This is a genomic window from Streptomyces yongxingensis, assembly GCF_055597465.1.
Genome location: NZ_CM145717.1, coordinates 5,267,590 through 5,287,176, shown reverse-complemented (window position 1 = coordinate 5,287,176; position 19,587 = coordinate 5,267,590). Strand labels below are relative to the sequence as shown.

General features: G+C 70.0%; 21 protein-coding genes. 9 read left to right on the top strand and 12 right to left on the bottom strand.

From position 1 onward, the window contains the following. Positions 1–48: 48 nt before the first annotated feature. Positions 49–621 (bottom strand): NAD(P)H-dependent oxidoreductase, encoded by a 573-nt coding sequence (locus ACZ6TD_RS22555; protein WP_471356778.1) that lies wholly within the window; start codon positions 619–621, stop codon positions 49–51. A 112-nt stretch (positions 622–733) separates the two neighbouring features. Between ACZ6TD_RS22555 and ACZ6TD_RS22550 the strand changes: the two genes are divergently transcribed. Together ACZ6TD_RS22550 and ACZ6TD_RS22545 are read left to right on the top strand one after the other, a co-directional pair. Continuing rightward, entirely contained in the window at positions 734–1,321 is a 588-nt protein-coding gene (locus ACZ6TD_RS22550) for a TetR/AcrR family transcriptional regulator (protein ID WP_471356776.1), read from the top strand. Positions 1,322–1,546: 225 nt separating this feature from the next. Beyond that, positions 1,547–1,711 carry a hypothetical protein gene (locus tag ACZ6TD_RS22545; protein ID WP_471356773.1) on the top strand — a complete coding sequence of 55 codons (165 nt, stop codon included), beginning with the start codon at positions 1,547–1,549 and terminating at the stop codon, positions 1,709–1,711. 556 nt (positions 1,712–2,267) lie between these two features. Here ACZ6TD_RS22545 and ACZ6TD_RS22540 read toward each other — a convergent pair. Together ACZ6TD_RS22540 and ACZ6TD_RS22535 are read right to left on the bottom strand one after the other, a co-directional pair. Continuing rightward, positions 2,268–2,459: a DUF397 domain-containing protein gene (locus tag ACZ6TD_RS22540; RefSeq protein ID WP_471356771.1), complete on the bottom strand. Its 192-nt coding sequence runs from the start codon at positions 2,457–2,459 to the stop codon at positions 2,268–2,270. A gap of 11 nt (positions 2,460–2,470) precedes the next feature. Continuing rightward, complete coding sequence (locus tag ACZ6TD_RS22535; protein WP_471356768.1) at positions 2,471–3,358, bottom strand: helix-turn-helix domain-containing protein; 888 nt, start codon at positions 3,356–3,358, stop codon at positions 2,471–2,473. A 159-nt stretch (positions 3,359–3,517) separates the two neighbouring features. Here ACZ6TD_RS22535 and ACZ6TD_RS22530 point away from each other — a divergent pair, with 159 nt between their 5' ends. Next, positions 3,518–3,952, top strand: coding sequence for an ATP-binding protein (locus tag ACZ6TD_RS22530; RefSeq protein WP_471356766.1), 435 nt, complete (start codon positions 3,518–3,520; stop codon positions 3,950–3,952). Then, positions 3,949–4,173, top strand: coding sequence for a hypothetical protein (locus ACZ6TD_RS22525; protein ID WP_210945876.1), 225 nt, complete (start codon positions 3,949–3,951; stop codon positions 4,171–4,173). Before ACZ6TD_RS22530 ends, ACZ6TD_RS22525 begins: the two co-directional genes overlap by 4 nt. On the opposite strand, the gene ACZ6TD_RS22520 is transcribed toward ACZ6TD_RS22525, so the two are convergent. The 3 genes from ACZ6TD_RS22520 to ACZ6TD_RS22510 form a co-directional block, all read right to left on the bottom strand. Continuing rightward, positions 4,170–5,363, bottom strand: coding sequence for an MFS transporter (locus ACZ6TD_RS22520; protein WP_471356763.1), 1,194 nt, complete (start codon positions 5,361–5,363; stop codon positions 4,170–4,172). The two genes, ACZ6TD_RS22525 and ACZ6TD_RS22520, sit on opposite strands and share 4 nt — an antisense overlap. A 144-nt stretch (positions 5,364–5,507) precedes the next feature. Then, positions 5,508–6,104, bottom strand: coding sequence for a TetR/AcrR family transcriptional regulator (locus ACZ6TD_RS22515; protein ID WP_471356759.1), 597 nt, complete (start codon positions 6,102–6,104; stop codon positions 5,508–5,510). Between the two features lie 246 nt (positions 6,105–6,350). Further along, a complete protein-coding gene (locus ACZ6TD_RS22510) occupies positions 6,351–9,356 on the bottom strand; it encodes an NACHT domain-containing protein (RefSeq protein ID WP_471356757.1) in 3,006 nt (1,001 codons plus the stop codon). A 320-nt stretch (positions 9,357–9,676) separates the two neighbouring features. Here ACZ6TD_RS22510 and ACZ6TD_RS22505 point away from each other — a divergent pair, with 320 nt between their 5' ends. Continuing rightward, positions 9,677–10,300, top strand: coding sequence for a M23 family metallopeptidase (locus tag ACZ6TD_RS22505; RefSeq protein ID WP_471356754.1), 624 nt, complete (start codon positions 9,677–9,679; stop codon positions 10,298–10,300). A 24-nt stretch (positions 10,301–10,324) separates the two neighbouring features. On the opposite strand, the gene ACZ6TD_RS22500 is transcribed toward ACZ6TD_RS22505, so the two are convergent. Then, entirely contained in the window at positions 10,325–10,903 is a 579-nt protein-coding gene (locus ACZ6TD_RS22500; RefSeq protein WP_471356752.1) for a TetR/AcrR family transcriptional regulator, read from the bottom strand. A 159-nt stretch (positions 10,904–11,062) separates the two neighbouring features. Here ACZ6TD_RS22500 and ACZ6TD_RS22495 point away from each other — a divergent pair, with 159 nt between their 5' ends. The 3 genes from ACZ6TD_RS22495 (at position 11,063) to ACZ6TD_RS22485 (ending at position 13,748) form a co-directional block, all read left to right on the top strand. Further along, the gene (locus tag ACZ6TD_RS22495) at positions 11,063–12,697 is read left to right on the top strand and encodes an MDR family MFS transporter (RefSeq protein WP_471356750.1); all 1,635 of its coding nucleotides are present in this window, start codon (positions 11,063–11,065) and stop codon (positions 12,695–12,697) included. A 55-nt stretch (positions 12,698–12,752) separates the two neighbouring features. After that, positions 12,753–13,211, top strand: a complete 459-nt coding sequence (locus ACZ6TD_RS22490; protein WP_471356747.1) for a helix-turn-helix transcriptional regulator — start codon at positions 12,753–12,755, stop codon at positions 13,209–13,211. A 69-nt stretch (positions 13,212–13,280) separates the two neighbouring features. After that, complete coding sequence (locus ACZ6TD_RS22485; protein WP_471356744.1) at positions 13,281–13,748, top strand: VOC family protein; 468 nt, start codon at positions 13,281–13,283, stop codon at positions 13,746–13,748. A gap of 2 nt (positions 13,749–13,750) precedes the next feature. Here the strand turns inward: ACZ6TD_RS22485 and cseC are convergent, their stop codons facing one another. The 5 genes from cseC to ACZ6TD_RS22460 form a co-directional block, all read right to left on the bottom strand. Next, entirely contained in the window at positions 13,751–15,070 is a 1,320-nt protein-coding gene (gene cseC, locus ACZ6TD_RS22480) for a two-component system sensor histidine kinase CseC (protein WP_471356742.1), read from the bottom strand. Between the two features lie 6 nt (positions 15,071–15,076). Continuing rightward, positions 15,077–15,784 (bottom strand): two-component system response regulator CseB, encoded by a 708-nt coding sequence (gene cseB / locus ACZ6TD_RS22475; RefSeq protein WP_237513874.1) that lies wholly within the window; start codon positions 15,782–15,784, stop codon positions 15,077–15,079. 9 nt (positions 15,785–15,793) lie between these two features. Then, the gene (locus tag ACZ6TD_RS22470; RefSeq protein ID WP_471356739.1) at positions 15,794–16,489 is read right to left on the bottom strand and encodes a hypothetical protein; all 696 of its coding nucleotides are present in this window, start codon (positions 16,487–16,489) and stop codon (positions 15,794–15,796) included. A 26-nt stretch (positions 16,490–16,515) separates the two neighbouring features. After that, complete coding sequence (locus ACZ6TD_RS22465; RefSeq protein WP_471356737.1) at positions 16,516–17,130, bottom strand: SigE family RNA polymerase sigma factor; 615 nt, start codon at positions 17,128–17,130, stop codon at positions 16,516–16,518. A 235-nt stretch (positions 17,131–17,365) separates the two neighbouring features. Further along, positions 17,366–18,292 (bottom strand): HhH-GPD family protein, encoded by a 927-nt coding sequence (locus tag ACZ6TD_RS22460; RefSeq protein ID WP_471356734.1) that lies wholly within the window; start codon positions 18,290–18,292, stop codon positions 17,366–17,368. A 302-nt stretch (positions 18,293–18,594) separates the two neighbouring features. On the opposite strand from ACZ6TD_RS22460, the gene ACZ6TD_RS22455 reads away from it, so the two are divergent. Further along, positions 18,595–19,473 (top strand): hypothetical protein, encoded by an 879-nt coding sequence (locus ACZ6TD_RS22455; protein ID WP_471356731.1) that lies wholly within the window; start codon positions 18,595–18,597, stop codon positions 19,471–19,473. Positions 19,474–19,587 lie beyond the last annotated feature (114 nt).

The window sequence follows — 19,587 nt, the reverse complement described above, 5'->3', positions numbered from 1 at the left end:
ACCACGCGGAATCGCGCGGCCCGGCCAAGCTAAAACCTGACGTCAACGTCAGAGGCAAGTAGCGGAGGCCACCTCCGCAGAGCCGAGAAGCTCGCGGTAGCGCTTGGCGTGCACGGCGAGGTTCTCGTCGGAGATGGTGCGGGCGCCGTGCAGAACCAGCGGCTCGGCGAGACGCATGCCGATCAGGCGGGCGGTGGCGTCGAGGGGTGCCAGCAGCTGGGTCATCGTGAAACGGGAAGTGGGATCGACGGAAGCGTACGACTCTTCCGGCCCACCCGTGGAGGTGACCAACTGGAGGGTCTTGCCGCGCAGTGCGGAGCCACTGCCGCCGTAGGCGAAGCCGTGGGTGAGGACCTGGTCGATCCATGCCTTGAGCACTGCGGGGACGGAGTACCAGTACCAGGGGAACTGCCACACGATCCGGTCGTGGTCGCGGAGCAGCCGCTGCTCACGGTCGATGTCGAAGTGGCCATCGCGGCAGGCGGTGCCGAGCTCATGGACGGTGACGTGGGCGAGGTCTCTCACGGCCTCGACCAGACGGGCGGTGATGCGGGAGGAGGCCAGGTCGGGGTGGGCAACGACAACCAGGGTGCGCGAGGAGGGCGGGCTGGGACGGTGCATCGCGGTTGATCCTTGACTGTAGAGTTGTGACGGATCGTTCCGTCCCGGAGTTTGTGACGGATCGATCCGTCTGTCAAGCTGAGACCGGGCCCACAGGCAGAAGGAGTGCACCATGGCTCGCAAGACAGCGGAGGAGAACCGGCGCCACGTCCTGGCCGTGGCGAGCCGCCTGTACTACCAGCGCGGCATCCGCGCTGTCGGTATGGACCTGGTGGTCAAGGAGAGCGGTGTCGGCAACGCCACCGTCTATCGGCAGTTCCCCACCAAAGACGCTCTCGCCAGCGCCTACACGCAGGACCGCGCCGACGCCTGGTTCGAACGTATGCGCCAGGTCACCGACCAGGTCGACGACCCGCGCGAGAAGCTCCTCGCGATCTTCACGGCCGTCATCGAGGAGACCAGACTGCCCACCTTCCGGGGCTGCCCCATGCTCAACACCCATACCGAGTTTCCCGACCCGGAACACTCCGCGAACCGTGTGGCGGTCGCCCATGAGCAGCGGGTCCGCGACTGGATGCGTGACTTGGCAGCCGACGCCCGCGCTTCCGACCCCGACCAGCTCGCCGACGATCTAGTCCTCGTCCTCAATGGCGTCTACGTCACCGCCACCGTCCTCGGCCCCCAGGGCCCCGCTCAGCGCACCGGTGAACTCGCCCGCCGCCTCATCTGGACCGCCTGCGACGAACCTCGCCGCGCCTGAACCCGGGCCTGACCGGCCGGTTGGCGCAGACGCGCTCTGCTGCCCCTCGACGGTGGAGAGCCGCGAGAGCAAGGCCGACCTGGACGTCGCGGCGCTCGCCGACCCGCACGCCGAGTTCGCGGTGGGGCTGACGCTTGCGGACGTGGCGCACTGGCCGCAGGACGGCGGGCACTGGTGGTGCAGCCGCGACTCGTGGGCGTACGCGACGGACGGCGCGGTGCACCAGTGGGGCCGCGAGACCTGGCCGACGAGACCGCCGAAGCCCTCGCCTGGTGGGAGGGCGCCGGGCGGCCTGCGCTCTTCGACTTCGGCCTGACGGTCACGGCCGACGGCCACCACCGGGTATGGCTCGGCGATCCCTCGGCGGCCTGGCCCCTGCCCGCCGCGTAGCCGGAGCGCCGTCCCGTCGGCCGGGGCCGTCCCGCTCGCCCGACGGGCCGCCTCCGCCGGGGGTGCCGCATCGGTTGGGTGCGGCGCGTTGGCCGGGTGCGGCGCATGGGTTGGGTGCGGCGCGTTGGCCGGGTGCGGCGCATGGGTTGGGTGCGGCGCGTTGGCCGGGTGCGGCGCCGTTTCGCGCGCTTCGCGCGATTGAGCAGCGGGGCAGGGGACGGGGGCGTCGGGCCGACCGCCGGGCCGGTGGGAGCGACCGCCGGTGGCGGCATCCGTGTGCGGGGGCGAGGCCCGTCGCCGGACCGCCGGACTCCGCATCCACCATCAGCCGCGCCTGGACGGTCCACCGTCGCATTCGACGCCGCAGGGGGTACCTCTCCCGAAAACCCTTGACAAGGTAGTTGCTTCAGATCAAGTGTTTTCGGAAGGGGTACCCGGAGGGGCCGCCCACCGGCCCGGCAGCCGGCAACGCGCCGTGCGCCCCGGCCCCCGCCCGCCGCTGCTCAATCGCGCGAAGCGCGCGAGACGATGCCCGCGCCTGACATCCGGCCTGCGCTCAGAGGGTGCGGTCGAGGCCGCCAGTCTTTACGGCACGTATGAACACGCCGAGCGCGGCGGGCGTCGTACGGATCACCGCGTCCGGCTCGTCGCTCTCGCGTATACGGATGCCATTGCCTGCGGCGGCGAGTTCCACGCAGTTGGCCTGGTTCTCGCTGAACGTGGACTTGCGCCAGTTGAGCTGGGACATGGCCGCCCTTCCTAGAGCGTGTAGAGGAGGTGCTGGATCAGGCCGAGCGAGTCCCGCGAGTCGTGAGCGAACGGAGCGACCGTCACATCGACGGGCGGCAGCGCCGCTGTGCTCAGGCGTTGGAACTGTCGCCGATACTTCGTGATCGAGAGCTCGTCGTGCAGGAACGATGACTGGCCAGGGCTTTCCAGCAGTACCGTCTCAAGCGCTCGGCCGTGCGAAGTGAGCATGAAGAACGGCGTGCTCAGAGTCGAGACCCCCTCAGCGGCGAAGGGCAGGATCTGGATGCTCACATGCGGCAGGCCAGCTAGCTCGATGAGGCGTAGTAGTTGCTTCCGCATCACCTTGGCCCCGCCGAACCGCATGTGCAGCGCTGCCTCATGGATCACCGCATGGATCTCCGGCGGACTCTCCTCGTGGAGGACCGCCTGCCGCCGCATGCGGAAGCCAACCGCCGTGTCGACGTGATCCGGCGTGTTGGCCTCGTCGTCCGCTCGGAAGATCGAGGCCGTGTAGTCCTCGGTCTGGAACAGCCCCGGGATGAACAGCGACTCGTACGAGTGGAGCTCATTGGCGTGCGACTCGAACTCGGCCAGGTCCAGCGCTGAGGGCACGAGACGGCTCTTGTAGTCGCTCCACCAACCTTTGCCGCTGCTGTCGGCCAAACTCACCAGCGCGTCAACGTACGGTTCATTCTTGCACCCATAAGCGTCAACGAGCTCCCGCAGGCGATCCGCTGGGATCGCAGTCCGCCCAGCCTCGATGTGGCTCAGGTGTGGCGCGCCCATGCCGATCCGCTTGCCGCCGTCGGCGATCGACAACCCTGCCTGAAGCCGTAACTTCTTGAGCTCTGCGCCAAGTCGGCGTTGCCGTTCGGTGATGAGCGTTCGCAGCGCCACGGCCGGTCCTCCAGGGGAATCGGTGTCAGTGTGCCCCGCACGGGTGGGGCAGTTCAATCATCTTCCCGTACTGGTTGCAATATTGCTGAGCTCTGCCATACCTTGGGTGTTGCCTTGCTCACACAGGGTATTGAGCTACGAGCGCCACGGAGGCGTCGCATGGGAGCACACGCACACCCGGAACACCCGCACCGCTACACCCTCTCCGCCCCCGCCCTCCCCACCTCGCCCCGCCTGTGCCGCGACTTCGTGCGCGGGATCTTCGCGGCCTCAGGACTGTCCCAACTCGCCGACGCGGCAGCCCTCTGCACATCGGAGTTAGTGACCAACGCCCACCGGCACGGCAAGGGCGACGTACGGATGGCCGCAACCGTTCAGCACGACCGCGTCCGGGTGACCGTCCACGACGACAGCCCCGAACTCCCCTCGCCCCGCCGCGCCGCGAACGATGAGACCAACGGGCGCGGCCTCTTCCTGGTCACGGCCCTCTCCGACGTCTGCGGCATGACCATCGACGAACCGGCCGAAGGCACCGGCAAAGCAGTCTGGTTCGAGTTCAACGTCCCGCCCACGCACACGAAAAGCCCCGCATGAACCCCACCCCCGCCGAGCGGGTCGCCGCGATCCTCCGAGACGAGTTCGCCGCCCACGGCGTACGGCTCCCCGACGTACGGGCCGACCTCAGCGACCCCCGCCAACCCCAACTGGAACTCGGCACCGTCCCCCTCGGCACCGGCTTCGCGCTGCTGCGCGTGCTCACGGACTACCAGCGCCTGCTGAAGGCCGAGCGCGCCCGGTCAGAACGGAGAGGCTAGAGCGTCGCTTCTGTCTGCTCGGCAGGGCAAGGGGAAGCGAGGCCCGTCGTGGGGGTGGAACGGCGGGCGAGGTCGGGCAGGACGGTGGCCAGGCCGGTCAGGGCCGTGATCGCGCCGAGCCAGAGGGGGGCGCGCAGGCCCCAGGTGTCGATCACGACGGCGCCGATGGAGGAGCCGAGGATGATGCCGAGCGTGATGAAGGAGGAGTGGACGGTGTTGACCAGTGGACCGGCGTTGCCGGTGCGCTGGACGCGGGTCGCCATGGCCGGGTTCATGGTGACGCCGACCAGGCCGATGCCCACCATGCAGATGACGGCCGGTGCGGGCAGGTCGGCGAGCAGGGCGAAGCCGGTCAGGAACACGGTGTTGAGGACGAGGCCGACGGCGAGGACCGGGACGGTGTGGCGGTCGGCGAAGCGGCCGACGATGGTGTTGCCGACGACGGTGGCGGCGCCGTAGGCGATCAGCAGGACGGGGACGGTGCCGGTGGAGAAGCCGGTGAGGTCGGTGAGGATGGGGTTGAAGTAGCTGAAGGCGGAGAAGGTGGCGCCGATGATGAGCGTGCTGGTGGACAGCGCCAGCCACAGCTTGGGCTTCTTGAAGACGCCGATCTCCTGCCGGAAGCCGCCGCCGCCCTCGGCGCGCTCGATGCGGGGTACGCCGAACAGGGTCGTCACGGCGGCGATCACGGTGATGGCGGTGATGGTCCAGAACGCCGCGCGCCAGCCGAACCGCTCGCCGACCAGGGTGGAGAGGGGCAGTCCGAGCAGGGTGCCGAGCATGAGGCCGTTCATCGCGACGGCGATCGCGCGGCCGCGGACCTCGGGGCGGGTGATCTGGGCGCACATCGAGATGCCCACGCCGAAGAAGGCTTGGGAGGCGATCCCGGTGATGATCCGCGCCGCCATCATCGTGGAGTAGCCGGTCGCGGTGGCCGCCAGGACGTTGCCCGCCAGGAAGATGACGAACAGCACCATCAGTGCCGTACGCGGCGGGAGTTTCATGAGCGCCACGGTGAGGAACGGTCCGCCTACCGCCATGGCCACCGCGAAGGCGGTGATGAGGTAACCGATCTGCGGGACGGTGGCGTTCAGCCCGTCGGCCATCTGAGGCATCAGTCCGGCGACCACGAACTCGCTGGTCACCATGGCAAAGATGCCGAGTGCCAGGACGTATACGGCACGGGGCACGGTTTGGTCTCCTCAAGAAAGAGTTGACGTCAGAGTTATGTATTGCTTAGTTCAAAACGCGGGTACGGGTCGGCGCCGACCAGGGCGGAGCATGGGCCAGCGGGCCAGCGGGCCGGCGGGCCAGTGCGTCAGGGGGGCAACGGGTCAGTGCGTCAGCGCGTCGAGGCTGACTTCGGCGATCGACTCCAGCGCGGTCCGGTCGGCGCCGCCCTGGCTCGAGATGCGCATGCCGCCGATCGCCGCGTTGATGAAGCGGGCCAGCGCCCCGGCGTCCCGCCGGGAGGTGATGCTGCCGTCCCGGCGGCCCTCCTCGATCACCGCGCGCAACACCGTGAGTCTGCGGGCTGTGTCGCGCTCCAGCATTCCCGCCGCCTGACTGTCGCGTGCGGCCAGTTCCACCGTGGTGTTCACGGTCAGACAGCCAAGGCTGCGGCCGCCGGCCCGGTGCTCGGTCTCGCCGTCGATGACCATGGCGAACAGGGCGCGGATGCGATCGGCGGCGCTGTGCCGCGTGTCCTCCAGAACCGCCAGCTGGGCGGTGGTCATGGTGTCGATGTAGTGGGCCAGCGCACGCTGGAACAGGTCGTGCTTGCTCTTGAACGCGTTGTAGATGCTGCTGCGCCCCAGGCCCGTGGCTTCGCACAGGTCCTGGGTGGAAGTGGCCTCGTAGCCCTTCTCCCAGAACGTGTGCATCGCCGCGTCCAGGGCCCGTTCCTCATCGAACATCCTCGGTCGGGCCATGGCGTCAGACTAGCTGTTTTGGATGGGCCGTTTCAATACATGCGGGCACGTCTCGACGTCTCAGGAGGGATGCGCTACAGTTGATCTTGCCGTAGCCGCCCGAACTCCGGGCAGCCGGTCGCGCGTTGGTGGTCCAAGGAAAGACGCCCCGCTTCCTGCGGGGAGATGCAGGTGCAAGACCTGCCCAGCGCTCAAGGGACGAGCCCACCCCGCACCCGCGGGGTGGGCTCGCAGCGTTTCAGGGCCCTAGATGGGCGCCGTCACCGTGACGCCGGGCAGCGATGCGGCACCGCTGATCTCCGCGTTGATCGTGACCGTCTCCAGGTCGGGGAGTGCGGCGAGCGGGGACAGGTTGATGGGTCGCTCGGCGCCGTGGGGAAACGCGATGTTCAGATGACGAAGCCGGGGGAACGCCGAGGGCATCCAGGCGGTGCCCAGCCCCTCATCCTCGACATGCAGATCCAGCCAGGTGATGCCGGGTGGGAAACTGCGGGGGTGGATACCTGACTTTCCGATCGTGATCTTCAGCCGCTCCAGGGACGTCAGCTCCTCCAGGCCCTTGGGGAGGACAGCCTTGCCCCACCCGCCGGGCGGCTCGAAGACCAGGGTGCGGAGGGAGAGTTCGGACAGGGGGGAGAGGTCGGGGGCCGCGAAGCAGCCGGTCAGATAGAGCGTCTCGAGGTTCACCAGATGGCCGAGCGCGGCGCCGAGGTCGGTGACCATCTCGTTGCCGTTCAGCCGCAGCCGGGTCACCTCCTCGCCCTTGAGGTTGTTCCTGATCTCGTCCTCCGTGAAGTCCCCGCGCAGGATCAGCCACGGACGCGGACCCGTGTCCAGGAGCAGCCGCAGATGCTCCATGGACTCGGCCACGAAATACAGGTCGCCCCGGTCCAGGCGGAGGATCACCTCATGGAAGTACCGCTCGGTGTCGTACCGCCCCCAGCTCGACGCCAGTTGCGCGCGCACCCCGACCGCCGGGTGGTCGGCAAACCTCGCCAGATAGGGGATCGCCGCGTCCACGGGTATGCGTGAGGCCGTCACCACGCAGCACTCCGCCACCTCGTCCGTCAGCCCCTCCGGCCCCGGAAGAAGCTCCAGCACCAGCGGGCCCACCCTGGCCAGCTCCCGCGCCCGCGCGATGTCCAAGGGCGGGACGAACTCCATCGCGTTCCGCGTCACCTCGTCCCGTATCGCCGGGTCCAGATCGGGTGCGTGCTCCAGACAGGCCATGGCCAGCAGGTTCTGGCGGAGCGATGTCTGTGGGTCCCATCGCTCCGACTCCTTCAGCAATGTGCTCAGCAGTTCCGCCCGCTCGCGCGGCCGCCCGTGCGCCACCGCCATGCGGAAGACGTCCTCCCACTGGGCGTCATGCGCATGGCGGACCAGCAGGCCGATGTCCCATGCCTCCACCGCCGCCTTCGCGCCCAGGTAGTCCTGGAAGGTGCGGTGGACGAAGTCCACCGTGTTCATGGACGGCTCGCGCAAGAGGCCGCTGCGCAGCAGCAGATGGCGCAGGATGGCGGGCGCGTCGCCCAGCGCGCGGGCGGCGGGGACGGAGGGAAGGGCCTCCTCGATGAGGTGCTCCGCGCGGTCGCGGTCCAGCTCGGCCTGGCCGTTGCGGATCAGGTAGTAGGCGAGCCGCTGGAGGAGCTGGATCTGCGGCTCCTCGTCCAGCTGGACGTCGCCGGGGGCGTAGACGTGGCGCTCGGTGTCGCGCCGCGTCAGCAGCATCGACAGCGCCGCGTCGTACAGCGCCTTGCGGCCCGGCGGCAGATAGCCGCGGCGGGCGCGGTGCAGGGCGCAGATCAGCCCGCACATCAGGGGGTTGGTGGCGAGCCGGCTCAGGTCCTGCTTGGTGCGGACGGCGACGTGGAGGGCCGACTGGTACGCGTTCAGCGCCGTCCGCTCCTCCTCCGTGACGCAGGTCCGGCGCGCCGCCTCGTGCCAGCGGTCGATGAACGCCGCCATGTCCTCGCGGCTCATCGGGGAGAGCGTGAACTCGGCGAAGTCCTGCGCCCCCAGCCAGTCGTCGGCCACGGCCGAGGGGCGGGAGGTGACCAGCCACAGATTGTCCGGGTAGGCGATGAGGAGGTCGGCGAGCCAGGCGCGGGTGCGCTCGCGGTCGCGCTCGGGGATCTCGTCGATGCCGTCGATCAGCAGCAGCCCGCGGCCGGCCGTCATGACGCGGTCGGCCCAGCCGGGCGGCTGGGCGCCGTCCAGGGGGTTGTGGACCGAGGCCAGGAACGAGGTGGGGGAGGGCAGCGACGCCTGGCGGGCGATCGTGCGCAGGGGGAGGACGAAGGGGACACGGCCGATCAGCTGCTCCAGCCCGGGCGGCGATTCCTGCCGCGCGGTGCAGACGGCGAGCCACTGCACGAGCGTGGTCTTGCCGGAGCCCGCGATTCCGCGCAGCAGCACCCGCCGATGGCCGGAGAGCGCCCGGTCGGCGGGGAGCACGGCGGGGAGTGCGGCGTGCTGCGGGGCGGCGGGTGCCTCGCCGAACGCGTCGCCCAGCGGGCACTCCTCGCCGGAGGAGACCGCCTCCAGGCTGAGATACGCCGCGTCCAGCGGCCACGTGGCCTCCGCGTGGCTGAGGTCGATCCCGACGATCGTCAGCGTGGAGTGCTTGCCGATCATGTACTCCGCGTACCGCCGCTCGAACCCCGCGTCCTGCGCGGATTGCGACGGGATGCGCTCGATCAGGATGTCGATCTTGGTGATGAGATCGCCGAGCTGGCCGCTCTGCTCGACGAGGGAGCGGGCGATGAAGGTCGAGCGCTGGGTGAAGAAGTGCAGGATGTGCAGGCAGGCGGTGTCCAGCAGACGCTGGTAGAGCAGTGTGCCGCCCTGGCTGAGGAACAGCTTGTTGCCCTTGGCGAGGGTGGCGTCGATCAGCGCACGGGCCAGTCCGCGGTGGCCGAGCCGGACCGCCTGGACATCGTCCATGTCGAGGTCGCCGAGCGCGTACAGGGTGGTCGCCAGGTGCAGGGCGACGAGCTCGTCCTCGTCGGCGGGGCAGGGCCGCTCGCCGGGTCCGGCGTGCCGGGTGGCCTGCGCGACCAGTTCGGCGGCGAGCTTGGTGAGGTCCTTCTCGGTCAGGGTGCGCTTCTCGCCCCGGAACGAGATGAGGGAGGAAATACGGACCGGCTGATTCACCAGCCCGGCGCCCGGTCCCTCCTTGACGAAGAGCTTCTTGATGAGCGGTGCGACGACGCTCGACGCCAGGCGAGCGCCAATGGTTGCGGGATCCACGTCCCATTCCCCCCGGTAGTCGTGTGCCCCCGGCCGCAGAGGGCCGCCGACAGCGTACAGCGGGGTCAGGCCCTTGGTCCCGAACCGGACGTCCGAAAGTCCCTGCGAAGGTGACATCCCGCACAGGCCGTCCCGGGTCTACTACGGAAAATAGGGGATCTCGCAGGTCGGAGGTGTGATGGGAGTTTCTGGGAATTCCGCGCGGGATACGGCTCCTATAAGCAATTCGCTACGTACTCACTTAGTAGAAGAACACCTTGGCCTATTAACGAGAACGGGATAACAAGAGGCGTCCGAAGACGCTTCTGGAGGTACTTCCCATGGCCCCGCGCGCCACAAACCGCCGATTCTCGCTTTCGTCCGTTTCCAGGGGGCGCGCCGCCGTGGTCGCCATGGGTCTGGGGGCCTCCCTCGTGCTCGGCGCCGGCACGGCGTTCGCCGTCGGGGCGGGCACGGCCGCCTCTGCCCCGTCCGTCAGCCAGGCCGCCGCGAAGGCGCCCGCTCCGAAGGCCCCCGCGAAGGCGAACGCCTGGGAGACCCCGGTCGACAAGTACGCGATAGGCGCCGCGTTCGGCCTGGCGGGCAACCTCTGGTCGCACAACCACAGCGGTCAGGACTTCGTCGTGCCGACCGGCACCCCGGTGCACGCCGCGCACGGCGGCGTGGTCGTCAAGGCGGGCCCGAACGGCGGCGGTGACGGCCCCGCGTACGGCAACGCGATCGTGATCAAGCACGACAACGCGACGTACTCGCAGTACGCCCACCTCTCCCGGATCGACGTCCGGATCGGGCAGTCCGTGAGCACCGGCCAGCAGATCGGCCTGTCCGGCAGCACCGGCAACTCGACCGGCCCCCACCTGCACTTCGAGATCCGTACGACGCCGAACTACGGCTCCGCCGTCGAGCCGCTCAGGTTCCTCCGCGACCACGGCGTCAAGATCTGACGCTCACACCTGACGCGTCATGCGTCATCCGTGGGTCGATGACGCGTGCGCCTGCTTCAGCAGATCGAGGGCGACCTCCAGGACAGCCTCCCGCTTGTCCTCGGGGTCGCCCTCGACCGTCTGCAGCGCGAACATCCGCGCATGCATGCTGAACAGCGCGGTGACGCTCCGGACCTGGTCGACCAGGGGCGCCTCGGGGTCCCGGATCAGGGCGGACATCGCGAGCATCCGGTTCTTGAAGATCTGGCCGATGCTCAGCTCGCGCACCGTCGCCTGGTTCTCCTGCATGAAGCGCATCAGCGGCTCGCCGATGTCCAGGGCCGCGTTGTAGCGGCGCAGCAGCTCCTGCTTGGTCTCCAGGGTGCGCGGCTGCTGCTCGCCCCAGGCGATCAGCTCGTCCAGCGGCCGGCCCAGGTCCTGGAACAGGCTGAGGACGATGTCCTCCTTGGTCTTGAAGTGGTAGTAGAGGGCCGCCTTGGTGACCTCGAGCTGCTCGGCGATCTCGCGCAGTGAGGTCTTCTCGTAGCCGTGCTCGGCGAAGAGTTCCAGGGCGACGTCCTGGATGCGCTGACGGGTGTCGCCCCGTCGCGGTGTGCTGCCCATGGTGCTCTCCTGTGCTGGTGGTTGGCTGCCTGGCCAGGCCGAACGTAACTTACTTGACGCCCGGCTAGTTGGCGCCTTACCTTCTCTACTGTACTGAACTAGCCGGGCGGCAAGTAAGTGGGCGTCAGGGCTCTCATCATCCAGGGGGAGACGGAGAACATGGTCCGTAAACAATCCGACGACGAAGCGTCATCCGCTTCGGCACCGGCTCAGGCCGCCCGGGAGGCCCAGCAGTCCCCGGCCAAGGCCGAGCCGAAGCAGCGCAGCACCAGTGTGGTGATATTCGCGCTGATGATCGCGATGCTGCTCGCGATGCTCGACAACATGATCGTGGGCACCGCGATGCCGACCATCGTCGGCGAGCTCGGTGGCCTCGACCACCTCTCCTGGGTGGTGACCGCGTACACCCTGGCCACCGCCGCCTCGACCCCCATCTGGGGCAAGCTCGGCGACATGTACGGCCGTAAGGGCATCTTCCTCACCTCCATCGTGGTCTTCCTCGGCGGCTCGGCGCTGTCCGGTATGGCGCAGAGCATGGGTGAGCTGATCGGCTTCCGGGCCATCCAGGGCCTGGGCGCGGGCGGTCTGATGGTCGGCGTGATGGCGATCATCGGTGACCTGGTGCCGCCCCGGGAGCGCGGCCGCTACCAGGGCATCATGGCCGGTGTGATGGCCGTGGCCATGATCGGTGGCCCGCTGGTCGGCGGCACCCTGACCGACCACCTCGGCTGGCGCTGGATCTTCTACATCAACCTCCCGCTCGGTGCCATCGCCCTCGCGGCGATCACCGCGGTGCTCCACCTGCCGAAGAAGCGCTCCGAGGGACGGATCGACTACACCGGCGCGGCCCTGCTGACCGTGGGCATCACCGCGCTCGTGCTGATCACCACCTGGGGCGGCAACGAGTACGCCTGGGGGTCGGGCCAGATCATCGGGCTCGGGGCGGTCGGTGTCCTCTCGCTCGCCGCGTTCCTGTACGTCGAGACGCGGGTCGCCGAGCCCGTGCTGCCGCTGCACATCTTCCGGAACCCCAACTTCTCGCTGGTCACCGCGATCGGCTTCCTCACCGGTTTCGTGATGTTCGGCTCGACCACCTTCCTGCCGCTCTACCAGCAGACCGTCCAGGGCGCCACGGCCACCAACTCCGGGCTGCTGCTGCTTCCGATGCTGCTGGGCATGCTGGTCGTCTCGCTGGTCGCGGGCCGGGTCACCACCGCGACCGGCAAGTACAAGATCTTCCCCGTGGTCGGCGGCCTCCTGATCACCGCCGGGATGTTCCTGCTGTCCACGATGGACACCGAGACCACCCGCTTCACCTCCGGTCTCTACATGGCGGTGCTCGGCATGGGCATGGGCTGCCTGATGCAGACGACCATGCTGGTGGCGCAGAACAGCGTCGAGATGAAGGACATGGGCGTCGGCAGCTCCTCCGCCACCCTCTTCCGCACCCTGGGCGGCTCCTTCGGTGTCGCCATCCTCGGCGCCCTGTTCACCAACCAGGTGCGGGACACCATGACCGAGCGGGGCGGGGGGAAGGCCGCGGCCATCACCTCCGGGAGTGCCCAGCTCGACCCGGCCAGCCTCAAGCTGCTGCCGCCGCCCATCCGCGACGCGTACACCCACGCCGTGGCCAGCGGTGCCCACCAGGTGTTCCTGTGGGGCGCGCTGATCAGCATCGTCGGCGCCGTCGCCGCCTGGTTCGTCAAGGAGGTCCCGCTGCGCGGGGCCGCCGCCAAGTCGGCCGACGGCGACGCGGCCGCGGCCGAGGCGGCGCCGATCGCCGAGACCGTCTGACCGACGGGCCCTCTCGGAAGGGCCGCTGTCAGTGGGGCATGACAGCATCGGCCCCATGGTGACCTCGCCGGACGAGGCGCGGCTGGCGCAACTGCGCCGACTGCGCCTCGCGAAGGACGTGATGGACCGCGACTGGGCCGAGCCGCTCGACCTGGACGCGGTCGCCGGGCACGCCGGCTATTCGCGGTACCACTTCATCCGCGCCTTCAAGGGCGCCTACGGATCCACGCCCGGCCAGTATCTGACCCGGCGCCGCATCGAGCGGGCCGAGGAGCTGCTGCGCTCGGCCAATCTCTCGGTCACCGAGATCTGCTCGCTCGTCGGCTTCAGCAGCCTCGGCACCTTCTCCACGAGCTTCAAGAGGCAGACCGGGCTCACCCCCAGCGCCTATCGGGACCTGCACGTCGACCGGGCCGCGGCGGTCATCCCGGGGTGTTACGCGATGCTGTGGTACGGCGGGCGCGACGCCCGCGCCCCCGGCTCCAAGGACAGCAATTCTGGAGAAGCGGAATGAATCCGCCGCTGCCTAGCGTGGCCTTGTCGCGACGACGCGCGGCCCACCCCGATACCTCCGGAGGCAGCAATGATCAAGGGTATGTCCATCGTCACCATCTGGGTCCTCGACCAGGACCGGGCCAAGGAGTTCTACACCGAGAAGCTGGGCTTCGAGGTCCGCACCGACATGAGCATCGGCGGGGACGGCGAGGGCGGCGGTATGCGCTGGCTGACGGTCGGCGCCAAGGACCAGCCGGATGTCCAGCTGACCCTGATGGTGCCCAGCTCGCCGGGGCTCGACCCGGAGTCCGCCGAGGCCCTCAGGACGCTGGTCGCCAAGGGGGTGCTCGGCCCCGGGGTGATCACCACCGATGACATCCACCGCGACTACGAGGCGCTCAAGGCGAAGGGCGTGGAGTTCGTCCAGGAGCCCCAGGAGCGCCCGTACGGCACCGAGGCGCTCTTCCGCGACGACTCCGGCAACTGGTTCTCGTTCACCCAGCCCCGCGAGGAGATGGACTTCAGCAAGCCCTGGGACGGCTGCGTCTCGGACTGAGCTCAGTCCGGCACCTCGATGATCGGGAAGCTGCCGGTGTTCGTGGGCGCGGACTCCGGCAGCCAGAGCACGGCGACCGCGCCCCGGCACTCCCCGTCCGCCTCGTCCCCGCCGTCCATCAGCGGATCGGCGTTGCGGAACGTCAGCCGGGCGCCCAGCACCCGCGCCTGGCCCGCGGCTATGGTCAGCCCCAGGCCGTGCCCGGTGCCCGCGCGGTCCTTGCTGCCGGTGCGGAACCGGCTCGGCCCGTCCTTCAGCAGCTCCTCCGGGAAGCCGGGGCCGTGGTCGCGGACGCGCAGTATTCGCCCTTCGACGGTGACCTCGAAGGGCGGTTTGCCGTGCCGGGCGGCGTTGGCCAGCAGATTGCCCATGATCCGCTCCAGCCGCCGGGGGTCGGTGGAGACATGGGCGTCGCGCACCACGTTGACCACCGCGTCGGGGGCCACCGCCCGGACCCGGCGGGTGATGAACTCGGCCACGGCTATCTCCTGGAGCTCCGCGCGCTCCGCGAAGCCGTCCAGCCGCGCGACCTCCAGGACGTCCTCGACCAGGGTGCGCATCACCTGCGCCCGGTCCCGCACCAGCTCGGTGGGGCGGCCCGGCGGCAGCAGTTCGGCGGCCGTGAGCAGGCCGGTGACCGGGGTGCGCAGCTCGTGGGCGATATCGGCGGTGACCCGGCGCTCCGCCTCCAGCCGCTGCTGAAGCGCCTCGGCCATGCCGTCCACGGCACGCGCCAGATCGTCGGTCTCGTCGCGCACCCGGCCGCCGATCGCCTCGCGCACCCGGACCTCGGAGTCGCCCTCGGCCAGCTTGCGGGCGGCGGTGGCCGCCTTGCGCAGCCGCCGGGAGAGCTGATCGCCGATGAGCACACCGAGCGCGATACCGCCCAGCACCACCGCCACCGAGCCGATGATCAGCACCCGGTCGAGGTCGTCGAGGACGGCGAACCGGTCCTGGAACTTGGTGTGGACGGACAGCACCTTGCCGTTCCGCAGCGGCACCGAGGCCCACACCTCGGGGGTGCCGGTGCCGGAGTCCTCCAGATAGGTGGCGCGCTGGCCGCGCCACGCCTCCTTCTTCAACTGCTCGGGCAGACGGGGGTCGTCCAGCTTGGCGCCGAACCCCAGCACCCGGGACTGCTCGTACCACCGCTGGGCGACCTTCACCCGCTCGTCCATCACGGTGCGGCTGTTGTCGAGCATCGAGACGCGGGCCGCGTTGTGGACGACGAGGCTCAGCACCACCGCCACCAGCGTGCTCACGGCGGCGATGGCGAGGCTGACCTTCCACCGCAGGCCCGTGCGCAGTGCGAACCGACGCAACGCCGCTCAGCCCTTGAGCTTGTAGCCGAAGCCGCGGACCGTCTCGATGCGGTCCTGGCCTATCTTGCCGCGCAGCCGCTGCACATGGACGTCCACGACCCGGGTGTCCCCGCCCCAGCCGTACTCCCAGACCCGCTCCAGCAGCCGGTCGCGGGAGAGCACGGTGCCGGGCGCGGCCGAGAACTCCAGCAGCAGCCGCATCTCGGTCGGGGTGAGCGCCACCTGCCGGCCGCCCTTGCGGACCTCCATGCCCTCGGGGTCGACCTCCAGATCGCCGAAGCGCAGCACCCCGCCGTCGGGCTCCTCGGGAACGGGCTCCGCGCCCCGCCCGCCGGGGCCGCTGGCATGGCCGAAGCGGCGCAGCACGGCCCGGATGCGGGCCACCAGCACCGCGCCGTCGAAGGGCTTGGTCACATAGTCGTCGGCGCCGGCCTCGAGGCCGAGCACCACATCGATGGAGTCGGCGCGCGCGGAGAGCATGATCACGGGAACGGTGGACTCGTCGCGGATCCGGCGGCACAGGCTGACCCCGTCCAGGCCCGGAACCATCACATCGAGCAGCGCGATATCGGGGCGGTCGGCCCGGAAGCGCTCCAGGCCGGTCAGCCCGTCGGGCGCGGCCGTCACGAGGAAGCCATCGCGCTCCAGGGCGAGCTGCGTGGCTTCACGGATGACATCGTCGTCCTCGACGAAGAGCACATGGGTCTCGGCCACAGCCTCGCTTCAGCCTTCCGTTCCGTCGTCGGCGCGCGCGGTCGGCACCGGGGTCGCCTCTTCCGTGGGCACATTCTTGCTGTAGTCGGTGCGCTCGCGGGACCGCACCGTGAACGACCGGTCCGCCCCGGACCAGCCGTAGGTGATCACGGTCTCGCTCGAAGGGCAACAGACCGAGTCCCCGGAGGTGTAGGAGAGCTTCGTCACCCGCAGCCCGTCCTTGGCGACGTCGGCGTAGACGGGCGGCTGCTCGTCGCTGAAGACGTTCTCGTAACGGTCGCCCACCTTGCGGTACACATACGAGCCGATGCCGAAGCCGTCGGTGCAGCTCATGACGTTGATGACCAGGTCGGAATCGGCGGAGCCGGTCAGCCGTCCGGACGTCACGTCCACCGGATAGCCCTTGATCTGCTGCTTGGCCTCGCGCTCCTTGGCCGTGGGGCAGGGCTTGAGGCTCGTCTTGAGATCGTCGCTGACGCGCGGATCCGCCTTGACCAGCTTGATCACGTCGACCTTCTTCCCGGCAGCCGGTGACGGCCGGCCCGAGGCACGGCCACCCGCGTACGCGCCGGAGTCCGCGGCGGCCGAGGCCCACTCGGTGCTCGCCGGTCCCTCCTTGCGTACCCCCTGGCTCGCGTCACCGCATCCGGCAAGCATCCAGCCGCCGGCGGCCGCGAGGCCCACGACCGCGCCGCCGGTGAGCATGACTGTCCTGCTGGAAGAGGCCCTGGTCAGGCCGCGCACCGTTCCTGCCCCCGCTCCTGGCGGGCGCGCCGGACCCGACCCGTGTGCTGCCGGACGTTGGTGGCCGGCTTGGCGCCCCCGTCCCGACGGCCGAGCTCGCGGGCGTCCAGATCGCGGCTCTCCAGCTCCTGCCGCAGCCGGGCCAGCGCCCGGTGCAGGGTGCTCTTGACCGTTCCGGTCGACATTCCGAGCGCCTCCGCGGTCTCTTCGGTCGTCATCTGCTCCCAGTGTCGCAGCACCACGACACTGCGCTGCTTGGGAGCCAGCACCGAAAGGATGTCCATCAGCAGGGCGCGGTCGGCGTGCTGCTCGGTGCCGTCCTCGACACTCGCCTCCGGGAGCTGCTCGGTGGGCACCTCGTCCAGCTTGCGGGCGCGCCACCACTCGGTACGGGTGTTGATCATCACGCGCCGGAGATAGGCGTCCGCGAGCGATTTGTCGGCTATGCCGTCCCAGCGGCCGTAGGTGCGCACCAAGGCGGTCTGGAGCAGGTCCTGTGCCTCGATCGGGTCGGGGATCAGCCGACGGGCGCTGCGCAGCAGCGCGTCCTGCCGATTCCGCACGTACTCCTCAAAGTCCAGAACATTGCTGCTGCTGCTCATGGTGTGCAGCCTCCATCCCGCTGTCTTCCCCGCCGTTGACGTGTCCGGGCTTCTCGCTCGGCACGGGAAGGACGCTACGGAGGCGCTGTTGCGGCGTCATGCGCAACTGCGCCTCGGCAAACGCACAGCTACCCATAGGTTGTGTAACAACGGAACCCGGTTCGACTGAGTGTCAGAACCGGGTCCTGGGCGTGTCACAGGTCTGTCACAGACAGGGCCGTGACGAGGGATGTTCTCAGGTCAGCGGCAGCCGGTAGAGGCCGTCCGCGAGCGGCTCCACCAGCCCGTCGGAGACGAGTCCGTCGAGCGCGCGGGCGCGCTGCACCGGCTCGTCCCACACCTGGTCCAGCGTCGTCTGCGGCACCGGTGTCACAGCCTCCCGCAACACCGCGAGCAGCCTGCCGCGCACCTGACGGTCCGTACCCGCGTAGGTCTGGCCGCGCCGCGGCGGTCCGTCGTGCTCCGGCGAACCGGCCTGCCGCCAGGCGCACAGCGCGGCGATCGGGCAGCGCGCGCAGTCCGGGGTGCGGGCCGTGCAGACCAGTGCGCCCAGCTCCATCGTGGCGGCCGCCCAGCGCGCCGCGGTCGGCTCGTCCTCGGGCAGCAGGGTGCGGGCCAGCTTGCGCTCGGCGGCGGTGGTGGCGTTCGGCGGGTACTGCGTACCACTGACCGCGCGCGCGAACACCCGGCGCACATTGGTGTCCAGGACCGGATGGCGCTGCCCGTACGCGAACGAGGCCACGGCCGCCGCCGTGTACTCACCCACCCCCGGCAGGGCCAGCAACTGGGCGTGGTCGCGCGGTACGTCACCGCCGTGCCGCTCCCTTATGGCGGCCGCGGCGCCGTGCAGCCGCAGCGCCCGGCGCGGATAGCCGAGCCGGCCCCAGGCGCGGACCGCCTCACCGGGCGGTTCCGCGGCCAGGTCGGCCGGGCGCGGCCAGCGGGCGAGCCACTGCTCGTACACCGGCAGCACCCGGTTCACCGGGGTCTGCTGGAGCATGAACTCGCTCACCATCACACCCCAGGCGCCCGCCTCGGGGCGGCGCCAGGGGAGGTCGCGCGCGTGCGCGTCGAACCAGTCGATGACGGGCCGGTGCAGAACGGCTCCGTCGGGGTCGGAGGATGCGGCGGCCGGGACGGCGGAAGCGGAAATGGCAGTCATCGCATCCGATCCTGACATGACGGGACGGCTCGCGGGGCCCAGGGCGCGGGCGTTCGGGTTTCAGCCGCGCCAGTCGTTGCCAAATCGTGCGATCCGGCGCCCGTACGGGAACGGATGGCCGCTTCCCGCGCCCGGGTGCGGTCTTCCGGTGCCCTCGGGGTGACCTCAGGGCACCTCGGGGACGCCTGGGGGACGCCTCGGGGACCCCTCATGTGCCGGATCCGGTCGGATCATGAGAAAAGTAGGGTCTGGAGCGGGGGTTATTGGCCGGTACTGCTCCCGATCTCTCGTAGAGTTTCCGCGTGGGATCTCTGCGCAATCCGATCGGGCCGCTTCCCTCCTCCATTTACTGGCGGCGGAGGGCCGTTGCGCTGGCCCTGCTCGTCGCCATCGTTCTCGTGGTCATCTGGGCCTTCGGCTGGGGTGGTTCGGGCGGTGGCGGAAGTGACGAGGGCAAGGGATCGGGCGGCGGGGGACCCGCGAGCACGATCACCCCGGGCCCCTCCTCCTCCGGGCCGGTCAACAGCGAACGGCCGGGCGGGCGCGATGAGTCGGACAGCGGCGGCTCGGGCTCCGGCGGCAGCGGGGGCAGCGGCGGCGGCTCGGACGACGGCGGTGCGGACGCGGGCGGCGGTGGCGCGGGCGGCGGCAGCGGTTCCGGCGGTGCCGGTGGCGCGGGTGGCGCGGGCGGCTCATCGGGTGGCGGCGCGGGCGGTGGCATCGGCACCGGGACCGGGCAGGGCCTGCCCGCCGGGTCGAGCCTGCCGGACTGCCGCCCCGGCGACGCGGAGCTGACGGTGCGCAGCGTCAAGGACTCCAAGGTCAAGAACACTTGGGCGCCGGGGGAGAAGCCCACCTTCGAGATCGTCGTGAAGAACACCAAGTCGAGCTCCTGCAAGGTCGACTTCGGGCGCGCTGCCGCCTCGCTGACCATCACCGACGCCCACAACGCCCACGTCTGGGCCTCCGACGACTGCCCGGAGGGCAGCGCCGCCGCGCTGGTCGAGGTGCCGGGGTCCGGCCAGACCAAGCGCACCGTGGAGTGGGACCGCAAGCGCAGCGCCGAGCACTGCGCCACGCCGTCGGGCAGCGCGTCGGCCAAGTCGGGCACGTATCTGGTCGAGGTGAAGGTGGACGGGCTCGGGACGGCCAAGGTGTCGTTCGTCCTCGAGAAGGACTGACCAGGGGCTGACCAGCGGCTTTCGGGGCGCCGGAACCGTGGCGGCGCCCCGCCGCCGGACCCGCCTCGTGACGCCTGCGGCGGGCTGTTCCCCTCCCCGCCCCTTCCCGAAACC

Bases quoted from the DNA above. Each gene is read 5' to 3' on its own strand.
- ACZ6TD_RS22495 (WP_471356750.1), top strand. From the start codon at position 11,063: ATGGTCCGTAAACAATCCGACGACGAAGCGTCATCCGCTTCGGCACCG.
- ACZ6TD_RS22485 (WP_471356744.1), top strand. From the start codon at position 13,281: ATGATCAAGGGTATGTCCATCGTCACCATCTGGGTCCTCGACCAGGAC.
- ACZ6TD_RS22490 (WP_471356747.1), top strand. From the start codon at position 12,753: ATGGTGACCTCGCCGGACGAGGCGCGGCTGGCGCAACTGCGCCGACTG.
- ACZ6TD_RS22470 (WP_471356739.1), bottom strand. From the start codon at position 16,489: ATGCTCACCGGCGGCGCGGTCGTGGGCCTCGCGGCCGCCGGCGGCTGG.
- ACZ6TD_RS22515 (WP_471356759.1), bottom strand. From the start codon at position 6,104: ATGGCCCGACCGAGGATGTTCGATGAGGAACGGGCCCTGGACGCGGCG.
- ACZ6TD_RS22555 (WP_471356778.1), bottom strand. From the start codon at position 621: ATGCACCGTCCCAGCCCGCCCTCCTCGCGCACCCTGGTTGTCGTTGCC.
- ACZ6TD_RS22550 (WP_471356776.1), top strand. From the start codon at position 734: ATGGCTCGCAAGACAGCGGAGGAGAACCGGCGCCACGTCCTGGCCGTG.
- ACZ6TD_RS22540 (WP_471356771.1), bottom strand. From the start codon at position 2,459: ATGTCCCAGCTCAACTGGCGCAAGTCCACGTTCAGCGAGAACCAGGCC.
- ACZ6TD_RS22530 (WP_471356766.1), top strand. From the start codon at position 3,518: ATGGGAGCACACGCACACCCGGAACACCCGCACCGCTACACCCTCTCC.
- ACZ6TD_RS22465 (WP_471356737.1), bottom strand. From the start codon at position 17,130: ATGAGCAGCAGCAGCAATGTTCTGGACTTTGAGGAGTACGTGCGGAAT.
- ACZ6TD_RS22460 (WP_471356734.1), bottom strand. From the start codon at position 18,292: ATGACTGCCATTTCCGCTTCCGCCGTCCCGGCCGCCGCATCCTCCGAC.
- ACZ6TD_RS22525 (WP_210945876.1), top strand. From the start codon at position 3,949: ATGAACCCCACCCCCGCCGAGCGGGTCGCCGCGATCCTCCGAGACGAG.
- ACZ6TD_RS22500 (WP_471356752.1), bottom strand. From the start codon at position 10,903: ATGGGCAGCACACCGCGACGGGGCGACACCCGTCAGCGCATCCAGGAC.
- ACZ6TD_RS22505 (WP_471356754.1), top strand. From the start codon at position 9,677: ATGGCCCCGCGCGCCACAAACCGCCGATTCTCGCTTTCGTCCGTTTCC.